At 68.1% G+C, this 13,744-nt stretch carries 13 protein-coding genes and 10 tRNA genes; 6 read left to right on the forward strand and 17 right to left on the reverse strand.

Going from position 1 to position 13,744, the window contains the following annotated elements; translation table 11 throughout:
* Positions 1 to 18 precede the first annotated feature (18 nt).
* The 4 genes from HUA75_RS27235 to HUA75_RS27250 are packed head-to-tail and all read right to left on the reverse strand — an operon-like array spanning position 19 to position 4,971.
* Positions 19 to 1,437, reverse strand: a complete 1,419-nt coding sequence (locus HUA75_RS27235; RefSeq protein WP_174488011.1) for an aldehyde dehydrogenase family protein — start codon at positions 1,435 to 1,437, stop codon at positions 19 to 21.
* Between the two features lie 36 nt (positions 1,438 to 1,473).
* Complete coding sequence (locus HUA75_RS27240) at positions 1,474 to 2,670, reverse strand: 3-oxoadipyl-CoA thiolase (RefSeq protein ID WP_174488012.1); 1,197 nt, start codon at positions 2,668 to 2,670, stop codon at positions 1,474 to 1,476.
* A 5-nt stretch (positions 2,671 to 2,675) separates the two neighbouring features.
* Entirely contained in the window at positions 2,676 to 4,199 is a 1,524-nt protein-coding gene (locus tag HUA75_RS27245) for a 3-hydroxyacyl-CoA dehydrogenase (protein ID WP_174488013.1), read from the reverse strand.
* Between the two features lies 1 nt (position 4,200).
* On the reverse strand, positions 4,201 to 4,971 hold the full coding sequence (locus HUA75_RS27250; RefSeq protein ID WP_141645110.1) for an enoyl-CoA hydratase: 771 nt from the start codon (positions 4,969 to 4,971) through the stop codon (positions 4,201 to 4,203).
* A gap of 105 nt (positions 4,972 to 5,076) precedes the next feature.
* Here HUA75_RS27250 and HUA75_RS27255 point away from each other — a divergent pair, with 105 nt between their 5' ends.
* The 3 genes from HUA75_RS27255 to HUA75_RS27265 are packed head-to-tail and all read left to right on the forward strand — an operon-like array spanning position 5,077 to position 8,100.
* A complete protein-coding gene (locus HUA75_RS27255) occupies positions 5,077 to 5,928 on the forward strand; it encodes an IclR family transcriptional regulator (RefSeq protein ID WP_141645109.1) in 852 nt (283 codons plus the stop codon).
* Between the two features lie 15 nt (positions 5,929 to 5,943).
* Positions 5,944 to 7,095: an acyl-CoA dehydrogenase family protein gene (locus HUA75_RS27260; RefSeq protein WP_141645108.1), complete on the forward strand. Its 1,152-nt coding sequence runs from the start codon at positions 5,944 to 5,946 to the stop codon at positions 7,093 to 7,095.
* 45 nt (positions 7,096 to 7,140) lie between these two features.
* Positions 7,141 to 8,100, forward strand: a complete 960-nt coding sequence (locus HUA75_RS27265) for an alpha/beta fold hydrolase (protein WP_174488014.1) — start codon at positions 7,141 to 7,143, stop codon at positions 8,098 to 8,100.
* 5 nt (positions 8,101 to 8,105) lie between these two features.
* Here the strand turns inward: HUA75_RS27265 and HUA75_RS27270 are convergent, their stop codons facing one another.
* The 6 genes from HUA75_RS27270 to HUA75_RS27295 form a co-directional block, all read right to left on the reverse strand.
* Positions 8,106 to 9,065, reverse strand: coding sequence for a hypothetical protein (locus HUA75_RS27270; protein WP_174488015.1), 960 nt, complete (start codon positions 9,063 to 9,065; stop codon positions 8,106 to 8,108).
* A gap of 202 nt (positions 9,066 to 9,267) precedes the next feature.
* Positions 9,268 to 9,340: transfer RNA gene (locus HUA75_RS27275), tRNA-Val, on the reverse strand.
* A gap of 10 nt (positions 9,341 to 9,350) precedes the next feature.
* Positions 9,351 to 9,424: transfer RNA gene (locus HUA75_RS27280), tRNA-Arg, on the reverse strand.
* Positions 9,425 to 9,440: 16 nt separating this feature from the next.
* Positions 9,441 to 9,513 (reverse strand) — tRNA-Glu (locus HUA75_RS27285).
* Between the two features lie 30 nt (positions 9,514 to 9,543).
* A tRNA-Glu gene (locus HUA75_RS27290) sits at positions 9,544 to 9,616 on the reverse strand.
* A 108-nt stretch (positions 9,617 to 9,724) separates the two neighbouring features.
* Positions 9,725 to 9,889, reverse strand: coding sequence for a hypothetical protein (locus tag HUA75_RS27295; RefSeq protein ID WP_174488016.1), 165 nt, complete (start codon positions 9,887 to 9,889; stop codon positions 9,725 to 9,727).
* 95 nt (positions 9,890 to 9,984) lie between these two features.
* Here HUA75_RS27295 and HUA75_RS27300 point away from each other — a divergent pair, with 95 nt between their 5' ends.
* The 3 genes from HUA75_RS27300 to HUA75_RS27310 all read left to right on the forward strand — a co-directional run bounded on the left by HUA75_RS27300 (position 9,985) and on the right by HUA75_RS27310 (position 12,705).
* Positions 9,985 to 11,376 (forward strand): hypothetical protein, encoded by a 1,392-nt coding sequence (locus tag HUA75_RS27300; protein ID WP_174488017.1) that lies wholly within the window; start codon positions 9,985 to 9,987, stop codon positions 11,374 to 11,376.
* Positions 11,377 to 11,433: 57 nt separating this feature from the next.
* Positions 11,434 to 12,225, forward strand: coding sequence for a helix-turn-helix transcriptional regulator (locus HUA75_RS27305; protein ID WP_174488018.1), 792 nt, complete (start codon positions 11,434 to 11,436; stop codon positions 12,223 to 12,225).
* A 90-nt stretch (positions 12,226 to 12,315) separates the two neighbouring features.
* Positions 12,316 to 12,705: a VOC family protein gene (locus HUA75_RS27310; RefSeq protein ID WP_174488019.1), complete on the forward strand. Its 390-nt coding sequence runs from the start codon at positions 12,316 to 12,318 to the stop codon at positions 12,703 to 12,705.
* Between the two features lie 6 nt (positions 12,706 to 12,711).
* Here the strand turns inward: HUA75_RS27310 and HUA75_RS27315 are convergent.
* The 7 genes from HUA75_RS27315 to HUA75_RS27345 all read right to left on the reverse strand — a co-directional run bounded on the left by HUA75_RS27315 (position 12,712) and on the right by HUA75_RS27345 (position 13,602).
* Positions 12,712 to 12,782: transfer RNA gene (locus HUA75_RS27315), tRNA-Ala, on the reverse strand.
* 104 nt (positions 12,783 to 12,886) lie between these two features.
* Positions 12,887 to 12,961 (reverse strand) — tRNA-Pro (locus HUA75_RS27320).
* A 28-nt stretch (positions 12,962 to 12,989) separates the two neighbouring features.
* Positions 12,990 to 13,065 (reverse strand) — tRNA-Pro (locus HUA75_RS27325).
* Between the two features lie 9 nt (positions 13,066 to 13,074).
* Positions 13,075 to 13,149, reverse strand: a tRNA-Leu gene (locus HUA75_RS27330).
* Positions 13,150 to 13,184: 35 nt separating this feature from the next.
* Positions 13,185 to 13,256, reverse strand: a tRNA-Ala gene (locus HUA75_RS27335).
* 17 nt (positions 13,257 to 13,273) lie between these two features.
* Positions 13,274 to 13,345, reverse strand: a tRNA-Gly gene (locus HUA75_RS27340).
* Positions 13,346 to 13,449: 104 nt separating this feature from the next.
* Positions 13,450 to 13,602: a hypothetical protein gene (locus HUA75_RS27345; protein WP_174457030.1), complete on the reverse strand. Its 153-nt coding sequence runs from the start codon at positions 13,600 to 13,602 to the stop codon at positions 13,450 to 13,452.
* Positions 13,603 to 13,744 lie beyond the last annotated feature (142 nt).

Below are 13,744 nucleotides of genomic sequence, written 5' to 3' on the forward strand. Positions count from 1 at the left end.
GGGGACGACGAACAAACGTCAAAGCTGCATCGCCTTGAGTTCCTGGAACTCCTCCAGCCCGTACCGGCCCAGCTCACGGCCATGTCCGGACTGTCGGTAGCCACCGAACGGCGCCAACGGATTGAAGCGGCCTCCGTTGATGTCCACCTGGCCGGTGCGCATCCGCCGAGCCACCCGCTTCGCGCGCTCCACATCCTCCGACCAGACGCCACCGGCGAGGCCGTAGATGGTGCTGTTCGCGATGCGGACCGCGTCGTCCTCGTCGTCGTACGGAATGATAACGAGCACGGGACCAAAGATTTCCTCCTGCGCGATGCACATCTCCGGCGTGACGTTCGCGAAGACGGTGGGCTTCACGTAGTAGCCCTTCGGGAGTCCCTCGGGCTGCTCGGGACCACCGGCAACGAGCTTCGCGCCCTCGCGGATGCCCTGCTGGATGTACTCACGAACCCGCGTGCGCTGCGCATCGGAGATGACGGGACCGAGCTTCGCCTCGCCCTTGAACGGGTCCCCCAGAGTGAAGCCCGCGGCCACCTCCGCGGCCAGCTTCACGGCCTCTTCATGCTGCGCGCGAGGAACGAGCAGGCGCGTGTGCGCCGTACATGTCTGCCCGCTGTTGAGGAAGCAGTTGCCGACACTCCGCTTCACGGCGGTCTTGAGGTTCGCGTCATCGAGGATGATGGACGCCGACTTGCCGCCCAACTCCAACGACACCCGCTTGACGGTGGCCGACGCCACCTCCGACACACGGCGCCCCGCGCGCGTCGAGCCCGTGAAGGACACCATGTCCACCTCGGGGTGACGCACGAGCGCCTCACCCACGACGGGGCCCGTTCCCGAGACGAGGTTGAAGACCCCGGGCGGCACACCGGCCTCGTGGAGAATCTCCGCGAGCATGAAGGCGTTGAGCGGAGCCACTTCGCTCGGCTTGAGGACGACGGTGCAGCCCGCCGCCAGCGCGGGAGCCACCTTCGCGATGGTCTGATGGAGCGGGTAGTTCCACGGAGTGATGCAGGCGACGACGCCCACCGGCTCGCGCACCACCAGGGAGTTGCCCACCTGTTCCTCGAAGGAGAGGTCCTGGAGGAGCTGCACATAGGTGCCCGTGACGGCGATGGGCGTGCCCACCTGGATGGGCTTCGACAGCGCGATGGGCATGCCGAGTTCGCCCGTAATCGTCCGGGCCAGCTCATCCTGTCGCGCCGTCAGCCCCGCCTGGAGGCGACGCAGCAGGGCCGCGCGCTCCTCGACGGGGCGGGTGGACCAGGAGTCGAAGGCAGTACGCGCGGCGCGCACCGCCCGGTCCACGTCGTCCACGGTGCCTTCGGGGATTCGCCCCATGACCTCCTCGGTGGAGGCGCTGAGCACATCGATGTGTCGCGTCCCCAGGGACGCCACCCACTCACCGTGGATGTAGAGCTTGTCGTAGACCTGCATGCGGTTCTCCCAACGTCAGAGGAATGAGCGGAGCCGTCAGACGCGCTCCAGGACAGCGGCGATGCCCTGCCCCACCCCGATGCACATGCTGACGAGCGCGTAACGACCACCGGAGACCTGGAGCTGGCGCGCGGCCGTCAGCGCCAGACGCGCACCGGACGCCCCCAGCGGATGACCGACAGCGATGGCGCCGCCATTCGGATTCACCCGGCTGTCGTCCTCGCTCAGCTCCAGCAACTTGAGGCAGCCGAGCACCTGCACGGCGAAGGCCTCGTTGATTTCGATGACGTCCACGTCGGCCAGCGTCAGTCGCGCCCGCTCCAGCGCCTTGCGCGCGGCCGGGACAGGACCCAGGCCCATGGTGCGCGGCGGAACCCCGGCGATGGCGGCCGAGACGATGCGAGCCAGGGGCCTGCATCCCGCCTGCTCCCCCACGTTGAGGGAGCCGACGAGCAGGGCCGCCGCGCCGTCGTTGATGCCGGAGGCGTTGCCCGCGGTGACGACCCCGTCCGGCGCGAGCGGCTTCAGTGTGGATAACTTGTCGAGCGTGGTGTCCGCGCGCGGATGCTCGTCCACCGACACCGTGGTGACGGCGCCCCGTCGGCCCGGAAGCTCCACGGGGACCAGTTCGCCGGAGAAAAAACCGCGCGCCTGAGCGGTGGCGTATTTCTGCTGGGATGCGAGGGCAAAGCGGTCCGTCGCCGCTCGACCGATGCCCAAATCCCGGGCGATGTTGTCCGCCGTCTCCGGCATCGTGTCTCCGCCGAAGCGAGCCACGAGGCGTGCGTTGGGGAACCGCGCGCCCAGCGTCGTGTCGAAGACCTGGGCTTCACGGCTGTAGGGCGACTCCGCCTTGCCCATCGCGAAGGGCGCGCGGCTCATGCTCTCCACGCCTCCCGCGACAAGCAGCTCACCCTGCCCCGTCATCACGGCGCGCGCGGCGTCCAGCACCGCGGCGAGACCGCTACCGCACAGCCGATTCACCGTGACGCCGCCGACCTCGAGAGGCAGGCCCGCGAGCAGCGCCGCATGGCGCGCCACATTGCGGCTGTCCTCGCCCGCTTGATTGGCGCAGCCGATGACGACGTCCTCGACGGCACCGGGCTCGAAGGGGCCTCGAGTGAGCAGCGTCCGGATGACACCCGAGAGCAGGTCATCGGGACGCACCGGGGCCAGGGCTCCGGCATGACGACCGAACGGCGTGCGCAGCCCGTCGTAGATATAGGCGCTCATGAGAGTCACTTCTCCGGAGTGAGGAGGGAGACACCGAGCCGGGCTCGGCGGGACAACCACGGACTGGCGCGGTAACGGGGGTCTCCGGAGGCGGAATGGATGGCCTCCAGCACCCTCATCAGTCTGCGAGGCCCGAGCGCGTCACCCCAGGCCAGCGGCCCTCGGGGATAGCCGAGCCCCAGCGTCACGGCGGCATCGATGTCCTCGGGACTCGCGATGCGCTGCTGCGCGATGTCGCAAGCGATGTTGACGAGCGTGGCGAGCACGCGCTGCGCGACGAAGCCCGTGCTGTCATGGATGCGCGACACCGGAGTGCCGTCCGCCGCGAGCAGCGCCAGCGCCGAGTCCAGGAATGGCTGACGCGTCACCGGCGTCGTCATCACCGTGCGGCGGCGCTCCGGGCCGAACAAGAGGTCCACTGCCACGGTGCGCTCGGGGTCCACCTCCAGCGCCAGCGCGGTGGTGGTCGCATCACGCCCCAGCGGTGCCACCAGGCACAGTGACTCCGGCTCGGGTCGCTCACCGTCATCCGGGAACCAGCCCGCCGCGCGCACCAGGGACAGCAGGGCGTCGCGCCAGCCAGGCTCATCGGCGGCGACCCACACGGGCCGACGCTCACCCGCCGGAATCGCGGGCTCCGGTTCAACGTGCGGCTTGCCACCTTCGTGTGAGTAGAAGCCCCGCCCGCTCTTGCGTCCGAGCAGTCCCGCCGTGAGCCGTTGCCGCAGCACATACGACGGGCGGAAGCGCGGCTCCTGGTAGAACTGCTCGTAGACGGACTCCATCACCGGGTGGGAGACGTCGAGCCCCGTCAAATCCAGCAGCTCGAAGGGCCCCATCCGGAACCCCGCGGCCTCGCGCAGCACCCGGTCGATGTCCGCGAAGGAGGCGACGCCCTCCTGGAGGATGCGCAGCGCCTCCGTACCAAAGCCGCGCCCGGCGTGATTCACGATGAAGCCCGGCGTGTCCGCCGCACGCACGGGCCGGTGGCCCAGACGCAGAGCCAGCGTCACCAGGGCCTCGCCCACCCAGGGCTCCGTGCGCGCGCCCTCGATGACCTCCACCACCTTCATCAATGGCACGGGGTTGAAGAAGTGGAAGCCACCGACGCGCCCCGGGCGCTCGCACGCCGAGGCGATGGCCGTCACTGACAGCGACGAGGTGTTCGTGGCCAGCAGGCAATCAGGACCGACGATTCCCTCCAGGCGCGTGAAGAGTTCCTGCTTCACACGGAGGTCCTCGACGATGGCCTCCACCACCACGTCACAGCCCGCGAGTGACGACTCCTGGGGAACCGGCTCCAACCGAGCCGAGGCCGCGCGCGCGGCCTCGGGAGACAAGCGTCCCTTCGCCGCCAGCGAGTCCAGCATCGATGCGACGCTCGCGCGGGCTTCGTCGGCCGCCCGGGGACGGGCATCGAACAGGCGCACTGTGATTCCGGCCTGCGCGGCGAGCTGGGCGATGCCGCGACCCATGACCCCGGTGCCGACGAGGCCCAGCGTGAGCGTGGAGGATTGGACGTCGACCATGTCAGCGTCCCTCGAAGGTGGGCTTGCGCTTGTCCAGGAAGGCCCGCATGCCTTCCTTCTGGTCCCTGGTCGCGAAGAGGAGCTGGAACGCCTTGCGCTCCAGCAAGAGCGCCTCCGACAGCGACGCATCCTGCCCCGCGAGGACGACCTCCTTGATTTGCCGCACGGCCAGGGGCGGCATGCGCGCCACCTTCCGCGCGAGCGCCAGCGCCCGCTCCAGCACCTCCGCGTCGGGGACGACCTCCGTGACGAGCCCCATCGCCTCCGCTTCCCGGGCCGTCATCGGCTCGCCGGTGAGCAGCAGCTTCATCGCCTTGAACTTCCCCACCGCCCGCGTCAGGCGTTGAGTGCCACCCGCGCCCGGCATGATGCCGACACGAATCTCGGGCTGGCCAAAGCTGGCGCCCTCGCCCGCGACAATCATGTCCGCGTGCATCGCCAGCTCACAGCCACCCCCGAGCGCAAAGCCATTCACCGCGGCGATGACCGGGCTGGGGCACTCCACCAGGGATTGCCAGAGTCGATGTGTGTCTCGGAGCAACAGCTCCACGGGCGTCGCCTCCGCCAGCGCGCGCAGGTCCGCGCCCGCGGCGAAGAACTCCGGTCCGCCCGTCAGGACGATGCAACGGACGGCCGTGTCCGCTCCCAGCTCCAGGAAGCAGGCAGCCAGCTCCTGACGCAGCTCCAACCCCAATGCATTGCGAACCTCGGGGCGATGGAGTCGCACCAATGCGACGCCTTCCTCTGGCTTCTCAATGAGCACCTGAGCCATGGGCTGGTCTCCCTAATTTCGCTGTGCGAAATTGAGTTTCGCAAACCTTGACCCATTTGTACTGTCTGTTTATCGTGAAGGCAATCCCGCACTTTCAGGACCGCTATGCGACGCTTCGCAGCCCTCTCATCCCCTCCCAATGACGATGGTGCCCCCTACGTGGAGTCGCTGGAGCAGGTGGGCGAAGAGGAAGTGAAGGACCGTCAGTTCGTGACGGCGCTCGCGCGCGGGTTGGAAATCCTGCGCGCCTTCACGCCTCAGCGCCCCATGCTCGGCAACCAGGAGCTCGCGGCGAGCACGGGGCTGCCCAAGCCCACCATCTCCCGGCTCACGCACACGCTGACGCGGCTGGGCTACCTCACGTATTCCCAGCGCCTGGGCAAGTACCAGCTCGGCACCCGCGTGCTGGCGCTGGGCTTCGCGGCGCTGTCCAACATGGGCGTGCGCGATGTGGCGCGGCCCTTGATGCAGGACCTGGCGGACTACGCCAACGTCCCGGTGTCCCTGGGCAGTCGAGACCGTCTGAATGTCGTGTACGTGGAGCACTGTCGCTCCACGGCGGCGGTGACGCTGCGGCTCGACATCGGCTCACGGCTGCCGCTGGGCACCACGGCCATGGGGCGGGCGATTCTCGCGGCGCTGCCGGAGGGCGAGCGTCGCTACTTCATGGGGCACATGGCGAAGCGCGAGCCGGAGAAGTGGCCGCGCATCGAGGCCAGCATCGAGAAGTCGCTCGAGGAGTACCGCACGCACGGCTTCACGCTCTCCGTCGGCGACTGGGACAAGGACGTCAACGCGGTGGGCGTGCCCTTCATCGCGCCGGACGGCAGCGGCTTGCTGGCCTTCAACTGTGGCGGCCCATCCTTCCTGCTCCCACGCCAACGACTGCTCCTGGATATCGGTCCCCGTCTGGTGAATCTCGTCCGCAACGTCGAAGCGGCCCTCCAGCACCGCTGACAAGGAATCCCTGCCATGATTCGCGAGGACGACACACTGGACCCGCTGCTCGCCATGCTGGAGCGCTTCGTGAAGGAGCGCTTGATACCCAACGAGCATCGCGTCGCGGATGAGGACGCCATTCCTCCCGACATCATCATGGAGATGCGCGGACTGGGCCTGTTCGGCCTGTCCACTCCCGTGGAGTACGGCGGCATCGGACTGAACATGAGCCAGGAGGTGCAGGTGGCCTTCGTGCTCGGACAGACGTCGCCCGCCTTCCGCTCGCTCATCGGCACCAACAACGGCATCGGCTCGCAGGGAATCATCCTGGACGGCACGGAGGAGCAGAAGAGCAAGTACCTGCCCCGCCTGGCCTCGGGAGAGATTGTCGGCGCCTTCGCGCTGACGGAGCCGAACGCGGGCTCGGACGCCTCGTCGCTGAGGACCACGGCCCGGCGCGACGGTGACGTCTACGTGCTCAATGGCACCAAGCGCTTCATCACCAACGCGCCGGAGGCCGGGCTGTTCACGGTGATGGCTCGCACCAACCCCGACGAGAAGGGCGCGGGTGGCATCTCCGCGTTCCTCGTCGAAGCAGGCACACCCGGGCTGCACATCGGCCCCGCAGACCGGAAGATGGGACAGAAGGGCACACACACCGCCGACGTGCTGTTCGAGGACTGTCGCGTCCCGGCGACCCAGTTGCTCGGGGGCGTGGAGGGCCAGGGCTTCAAGACGGCGATGAAGGTGTTGGACAGGGGCCGGCTCCACATCGCGGCCGTGTGTGTCGGTGTCTCCGAGCGCCTCATCCGCGAGAGCCTCCGCTACGCGATGGAGCGCGAGCAGTTCGGCAAGCCCATCGCGGAGTTCCAGCTCATCCAGGCGATGCTGGCCGACAGCCGCATGGAGGCCTACGCGGCCCGGTGCATGGTGCTGGACGCGGCCCTGCGAAGAGACCAGGGACAGAACATCAGCACCGAGGCGTCCTGCTGCAAGCTGTTCGCGAGCGAGATGGTGGGGCGCGTCGCGGACCGCGCGGTGCAGATTTTCGGCGGCGCGGGCTACATCGCGGATTACGGCATCGAGCGCTTCTATCGGGATGTGCGACTCTTCAGACTCTACGAGGGCACCAGTCAGATTCAGCAACTGGTCATCGCGCGCAATATGATGCGCGAGGCGAGCTGAGCCGGCCCCGCGAGGCGCCGGCGCCACCCCGCCTTGGGAGCATGCATGTACGTGGCATTCGGAGTCCTTGCTGGCATCACCGTCTCCGTGCTCGCCCTGCGGCAGTGGTTGCTGCGCAGGGAGGGCACGCCCAGCCCGAGCGAGCCCTTCGACGGGCACGTCTACCGGGTCGGCAAGGCGGTCATCGCCGAGCGACGCTGCGAGCAGCCCCGCGCCACGGTCATCGGCATGCACGGCTTCGTGGCGGACATGCGCTACTTCACTCGCCACTACGGCGAGGCGGACATCCAGCTCATCCTGGTGACGAGCTGCGACTACCACCTGCCCATCACCACGCCTCGCGAGCAGCCCGCTCCCTGGGCGAAGGTCCCAGCGCAGCCCGAGGGCACCATCTCTCACGACGCCGCAGTGCTGGTGCAGGCACTGGAGCACCTGCCGAAGACGGACGTGGTGCGGGTACATGGCCACTCGCGTGGGGGAGCCGTCGTGCTGGAGGCCGCGAAGCTGCGGCCGGACCTGTTCGAGCGCGTGGAGGTGGTGCTGGAGGCCCCCGTGCTCCCGCAAGCACGGCCGTACACGAGCATGACGCGCTCACAGGTCTGGCTGCTGCCCTTCGTCATTCCCCTGTGGCGCCGCGCGCCCATCTCCCGCCACAACCGGGGCGCCTGGGGACCGCTGGAGGACGCTCGCAAGCGCGAACTCATCATGGCCTTCCCCTTCAACCCGAAGCGGGTGTCGACCATGGTGGCCAACGTGCTGGACATCGGCGCCTGGAGTCGGGAGCGCGACGCTTCCCTGTTCCGGAACGTGCGGCGCGGCACGGTGCTCGTCCCGGGAAAAGACCGGGTGCTGGAGTCCTCCTCCATGCTGGAGAGCGCACAGCGAGCGATGCCGGAGCTCAGCGTGGTGACTCTGGACGGGTGCAGCCACTTCGTCCTGTGGGACCGGCCGGACGCGCTGCCCTCGCTGGCTCGCGCCACGGAGCATCCCGCCGCGAGCGGGTGAGCTTCCTACTTCCGATGCCACCAGCGCTTGCGCGCGGCGCGGACATCGGACCAGTCCACCAGGCTGTCGTGCACGTTCTCCTGGCCCCGCTGCGCGTCGGGCATGTCGCCCGACTCCACCCGGGCGATGAGCTCCGGCAGCCGCGCGTAGAACGTGGGTGAGCGGTACTGCGGATGGAGCGTCCACAGGCCGGGGCCCGTGCCCAGGAAGTCCAGCCGCCACAGTCTCTTGCGCGCCATGGTCCGGGTGACGAGGTTCTCCGGCTCCCTGTAGGGCGGATTGCCGGCTCGCAGCGCCCGCAGGGCATGGATGGGGGGCGCCAGTCGCGCGCGCAGCGGGCCCAGGCGCCGCGTCATGACGTCGCGGTCCACCAGGAAGACCCGGCTGCTGAAGCGACGGAAACGGAACGCCTGGGGCGCGCCATCCGGCTCGTACCAACGAGCGTCCACGCCGATGGTGCCATCCGCCCTCGGAGGACCCGAGAGCGGACTGCAGCTCACCAGTTCCTCACGCGCGGCGAGCTGTTCCGCCGCCTCCGTCACCCACGACCGTGAGCCGCCGCCAATGAGCATGTCCGCGTCCAGGTGCAGGACATGCCGATGCGCCGCCTGGGCCACGCCAAAGAAATAGGAGTGATAGGGGCCACCGCGCGAGTCCTTCATCGGCAGGCGTGAGCCCCCGAAGAAGCGCTCGGAGAGGGCCTGGGTGGTGGCGGGCGAGTAGTCCACTTCCACCACGCGCACCCGGGGGTCCGCGGCGCGCAGCTCCGCGAGCAACGCCTCCATCTTGGGCTTCCGCTCCAGCCACGCTTCCGCGAAGCGGCTGCCCTGGCTGCGATGCAGGTCCAGCACCAGCAGGATTTCCCGCACGGAGGGACCGAGCTGACGGAGCTGGTGCGGCAGGATGAGTCGCGCGTGCGGGTGGTCCGTGGGCGCCAGGTTGATTTGCAGCGTGACGGCGCTCATGGCGCGCCCGTTCCGGCGCGGAGACCCGAGGCAACACGGACGGGCCTCGCCCACCACGGCCCCTGGTGGGCCGCGAGGCAAAGGCAGACATCTACGAGGTTTGAAGTGGGCTCATCCATGGCGGGCGGGTCACTCCTTGCCACAACCGGATGAATGACTCAACGCGCGGGCGCATTTCCTCGCGCCTTGCTTGCATCGAAAGTGCACGCCCCGGGAGTCGAACCCGGCGAAGGCGGTACGTCAGACCGCTGCCGTCACCCGCTGGCTCGGCGTGCATGTTGCGTATGGTCCTGGCAGGAATCGAACCTGCGACCTCTCGGTTCGCAACCGAGTGCTCTCATCCGCTGAGCTACAAGACCTGAAGAACCGCGTGAGTACCCCGTACGGGAGTCGAACCCGTCTTTCCGCAGTGAAAGTGCGGCGTCCTTCGCCAATAGACGAACGAGGCAACTGGCTGCTGCGAGACAGCTTGGGGAAGTACCTCGTACGGGAGTCGAACCCGTCTTTCCGCAGTGAGAGTGCGGTGTCCTTCGCCGATAGACGAACGAGGCAAATGGGTACTGCGGGTGAGGGGACCCGGGGAAAAGGAAGAGGCCGGGTCCCCTCTGGGAGCCCGGCCTCGGAGAGCCATGCCGCGTCGGTCGACGTGGCCTGGAAGCTCAGAGTTCGGGTGGAGCTCCACGGAAGGACGCGATGCCTTCCAGGAACTCATCCTCTTCAGAAGCGGTGTCCTGCTCGGTGTTCGCGAACAGCACGGCGATGCCGCGGACAGTGTCGTTCTTGCGCTTGAGATTCATCGGGCTCATCGGATTCACCGTCGGCATGGTCACCGCTCCTTTCGCCTTGGACTGACGCATCTGGAATTGCCTCCTGACAAACCGTGTATTCACGTGAGCAACCCTGATTTAACGTCTCAAGCATGAGTTCATATCGACTCCCCGCCCGGGCGCTCGTTGTCACATGGAATGCCGTCGACGGCGTCGGCACCCTGCGGACGGAGGATGGAAGCGAGGTCCGCTTCGGCGCCTCGGCGTGCACCGACTTCGAGCCTGAGACAGGGCTCGACGTATGGCTCGTGGAGACCAAACCCGACCCGCTGGGCCGTGGCGAGCGCGCCAAGGTGGTGAATCGCTCCGGACGGATGGAGCAGGACAAGCTCTCCCAGTTCGAGCAGGAGGCCGCCGAGGAGGAGGCCCGCTTCGAGCGGGAAGCAGCGCTGCTCGACACCGTGGGGCTCTCCGAGGAGCCGGAGTCCACCGACTACGAGGCGCTGACAGCCAAGGAGCGCACGCGCCTGGCCCGAGGGTTGATGGAGCTGAAGCGGACCTCCCATCTGGCCGAGGAGCCCTTCACCCACCTGGTCGAGCTGGAGCCCGCCCTCTTCCACCCCTACCTCGACGAGCTTTCCCGCGAAGAGGAGCCGGAGTGCCTGGCCTGGGTGGACGCTCCGCTGCACCGCGCCCTCGCGCTCGCCCAGGAGCTGCGCACGGACTGGACGCCGAATCGTGGCGGGCCTCCCGTGGGGTCGGTGATGAGCCACCAGGACGCGGGGCGACAGGAGCGAGCCCCGGGAGACCCGGTGGCCGCCGCCGCGCTCGCGCTCGGGCGCAGCGGACACCCCGAGGCCCTGCGCGCGCTGGAGCAGTGGATGGCCGGGCTCGGGGAAGCGGAGCAACGCGAGGCGCTCCACCTGCTGTTCCTGGCGGATGTCGGAAGGCGCCCCTCTGGAGAGCTGGTGTATCTGTACTCACGGACGTGTCTCGAAGGTGTCGCGAGCGAGGCGTCCGAGGACGGCCCCGCGCCCGTGGCGAAGGGCCTGCTGTGGTTCCCCACCGTGGGTGCCGCCTGTCTGACCTGCGGTTCCGGACTGGTGGACGCGCTCCGGCTCGATGAAGACACCACGGGCCACCCCTGGCCCACGCGCCTGCCCACCTGCCTCGCCTGCATCTTCCAGGGCGGCGTGGTGCACGTGGAGGTGTCACGGGATGGAACCCTGGGACGGGCCGTCTCCCAGGTCTCTGAATCCCCGCATTCGCACAAGGTCCGCCCCCCGCCCGCGTGTACGGTGGAGCTCATCCCCGGGCGCATCCGACGAAGCGTTCCACGGAGCGAGCGGGAACAGCACCACCGGCTCGGAGGAGCCCTCTCCTGGATTCAGTCACCGGATGTCTTCGACTGCCCCAACTGTGGCGAGCCCATGCGCGCCGCCGGGCAGGTCCGGGACGAGGACGCATGCTTCTCCGACATCGGCATGCTGTACGCGGTGGCCTGCGGGCCCTGCGGCATCGTCACCACGTTCTCCCAGTCGTGAAGGCCCGCGCGCGGCCGGACCTCCAGCGCTATCCTTCCCTCATGTGGAGGGTGTGGGATGCACGAGGGTGAGGCGTCGGGCGGCTACACGGAGGTGTCGCCCTCGGGAGTCCTGGCGGACCGGGTGGACGCCTTCTGGCGCTTCGTGGCCCCGACGTCCCAGGGAGCAAGCGAACCTCCCCGCGTCCACCGGGTGCTCCCCGACGGCTGCACGGACCTCATCGTCCACTTCCGCGACGCCAGCGCCGTCGGCCGAGGTGCCGAGCCCCGTCTGACGGTGGTCGGCCCCATGGAGCGCTTCGCCCTCGTCGACCTCGAACCGGGCTCGGTGAACCTCGGCATCCGACTCAGGCCCGGCTGGGCGCTCGCGTTGCTCGGGGTGAGCCCTCGCGAGCTGCGGAACCTGAACGTCCCGGTGGAGGAATGCGCGCCGGTGTTTCGGGCCCTCCAGCAGCGACTGTCGTCCTGTCGCTCGCTGAAGCACGCCATGTCCCTGCTTCAAGAGGAGCTCTCGATTCGCAACGCCTCCCCTCGATACACGCCGAGGGCTCGCACCACCCATGCCCTGCAGCGCCTCCAGTCGTCCGCCGGGCAGGTGCGCATGTCCTCACTCGCCCGCACCCTGGGCATCAGTGAGCGGACACTGCATCGGGATATCCTGGAGGAGGCAGGGGTGGCTCCCAAGCTGCTCGCCCGGGTGCTCCGCTTCCAGCGGGCGCTCGCGCTCCTGCGCACGGGGGAGCAGGACCTGAGCACCCTGGCGCTCGACTGCGGCTACGCGGACCAGTCCCACTTCACCCGCGAGGTTCGCGAGCTGGCGGGAGTGTCCCCCACAGGGCTCCTGGAATGAGGCCTGTCCGAATTCTTCAAGACGCTCCAGCGGGGGCATGAGAGACCCGCGACTCCTGGCGGTACCTCACCTTCTCCTCGGAGTGTTCGCATGCAGCTCGGCTATGTCATCCTCTACGTCCCGGATGTGCCCGCCACCATCGCCTTCTACGAGACGGCGTTCGGCCTGAAGCGGCGCTTCATCCACGAGAGCAACTCGTACGGAGAGCTGGAGACGGGCACCACGGCCCTGGCCTTCGCGTCGGAGGAGATGGCGGCCCAGAATGGCCTCACCGTGCGCTTCCACCGGCCGAAGGAGACCACCGCCGCGGTGGAGGTGGCGCTCGTCACTCCGGACGTCGCGGCCGCCTTCCAACGCTCGGTGCAGTCGGGTGCGAGCCCCGTCCATCCACCCAAGCAGAAGCCCTGGGGACAGACGGTGGCCTACGTGAAGGACCTCAACGGCGTGCTGGTGGAGCTCTGCTCCCCCATGTCCGCCTGAGGTGAATGGAATCGCCGGGAATCGAACCCGGACCGCCCGGACGCCAGCCGAGTGCTCTCCCGTTAAGCCACGATCCCTGAAGGGGTGCTACCAGCGCTCCGACAGGGAATCGAACCCTGTTCACACGGTAGACGGCCGTGCTGCGATCCAATCGCATCCCGGAGCTGATACGAACGACACATCTGGATGACAGGATTTGAACCTGCGGCCTCACGGATCCGAACCGTGCGCTCTGGCCAGACTGAGCTACATCCAGGAAACTCACAGCCACTGCGTGCAACGAGTCGGGACGACTGGATTCGAACCAGCGACCTCACGCACCCCAAGCGTGCGCTCTATTCCAAGCTGAGCTACGTCCCGAAACGACCATGCCGCGAGCGGGAGTCGAACCCGCAACCTCTGCATTCTGAGAGCAGCGCCTCTACCAGGTTGGGCTACCGCGGCGTTTGAAACAGACACGAACAACAACTATGATTGAGTGGAGCCGCCGGGATTCGAACCCGGGACCGCTCGGATGCGAACCGAGTGCTCTCCCGCTGAGCTACGTCCCCATGAATGTCTTTGAGTAAGCAGCCTGCGGGATTTGAACCCGCGTCGTCCTGAGTGGCGCTCAGGTGCCTCGCCTCTCGGCCAAGGCTGCGTGTGCTGGTACTGGTGCGTGCCCGGAAAAAGAGAAGGGCCGGGTCCCCTTTCGGGAGCCCGGCCCTGCCTGCCGTGCCACGTTCGAGAACGGGCGCGGAAGAGTCAGGTTCCGGGCGGACGACCGCCGGCGGTATCTCCCAGCAGGGCTGGAGCAAGAGCGGTGGCAAGACCGGCGGGCGCGAGCGCATCGATGCCGCTGACAGTGTCGTTCAGAATCTCGGGGTTCATCGGGCTCGTCAGGTTCGCCGTCGTCATGGTCACCGCTCCTTTCATCGAGAAATGACGCGCGGATATTTCATCCCTGACATGCGAGTGTTTTCAGACAGGGATTGCCCCGCACACACCAGCATCCGCGAGGCGACACCCTTGTCGCACCGGGGCTGACCGGGCTTCCGGT

It is taken from the genome of Myxococcus sp. CA040A (genome assembly GCF_013336725.1).
Classification (GTDB): Bacteria; Myxococcota; Myxococcia; order Myxococcales; family Myxococcaceae; genus Myxococcus; species Myxococcus llanfairpwllgwyngyllgogerychwyrndrobwllllantysiliogogogochensis.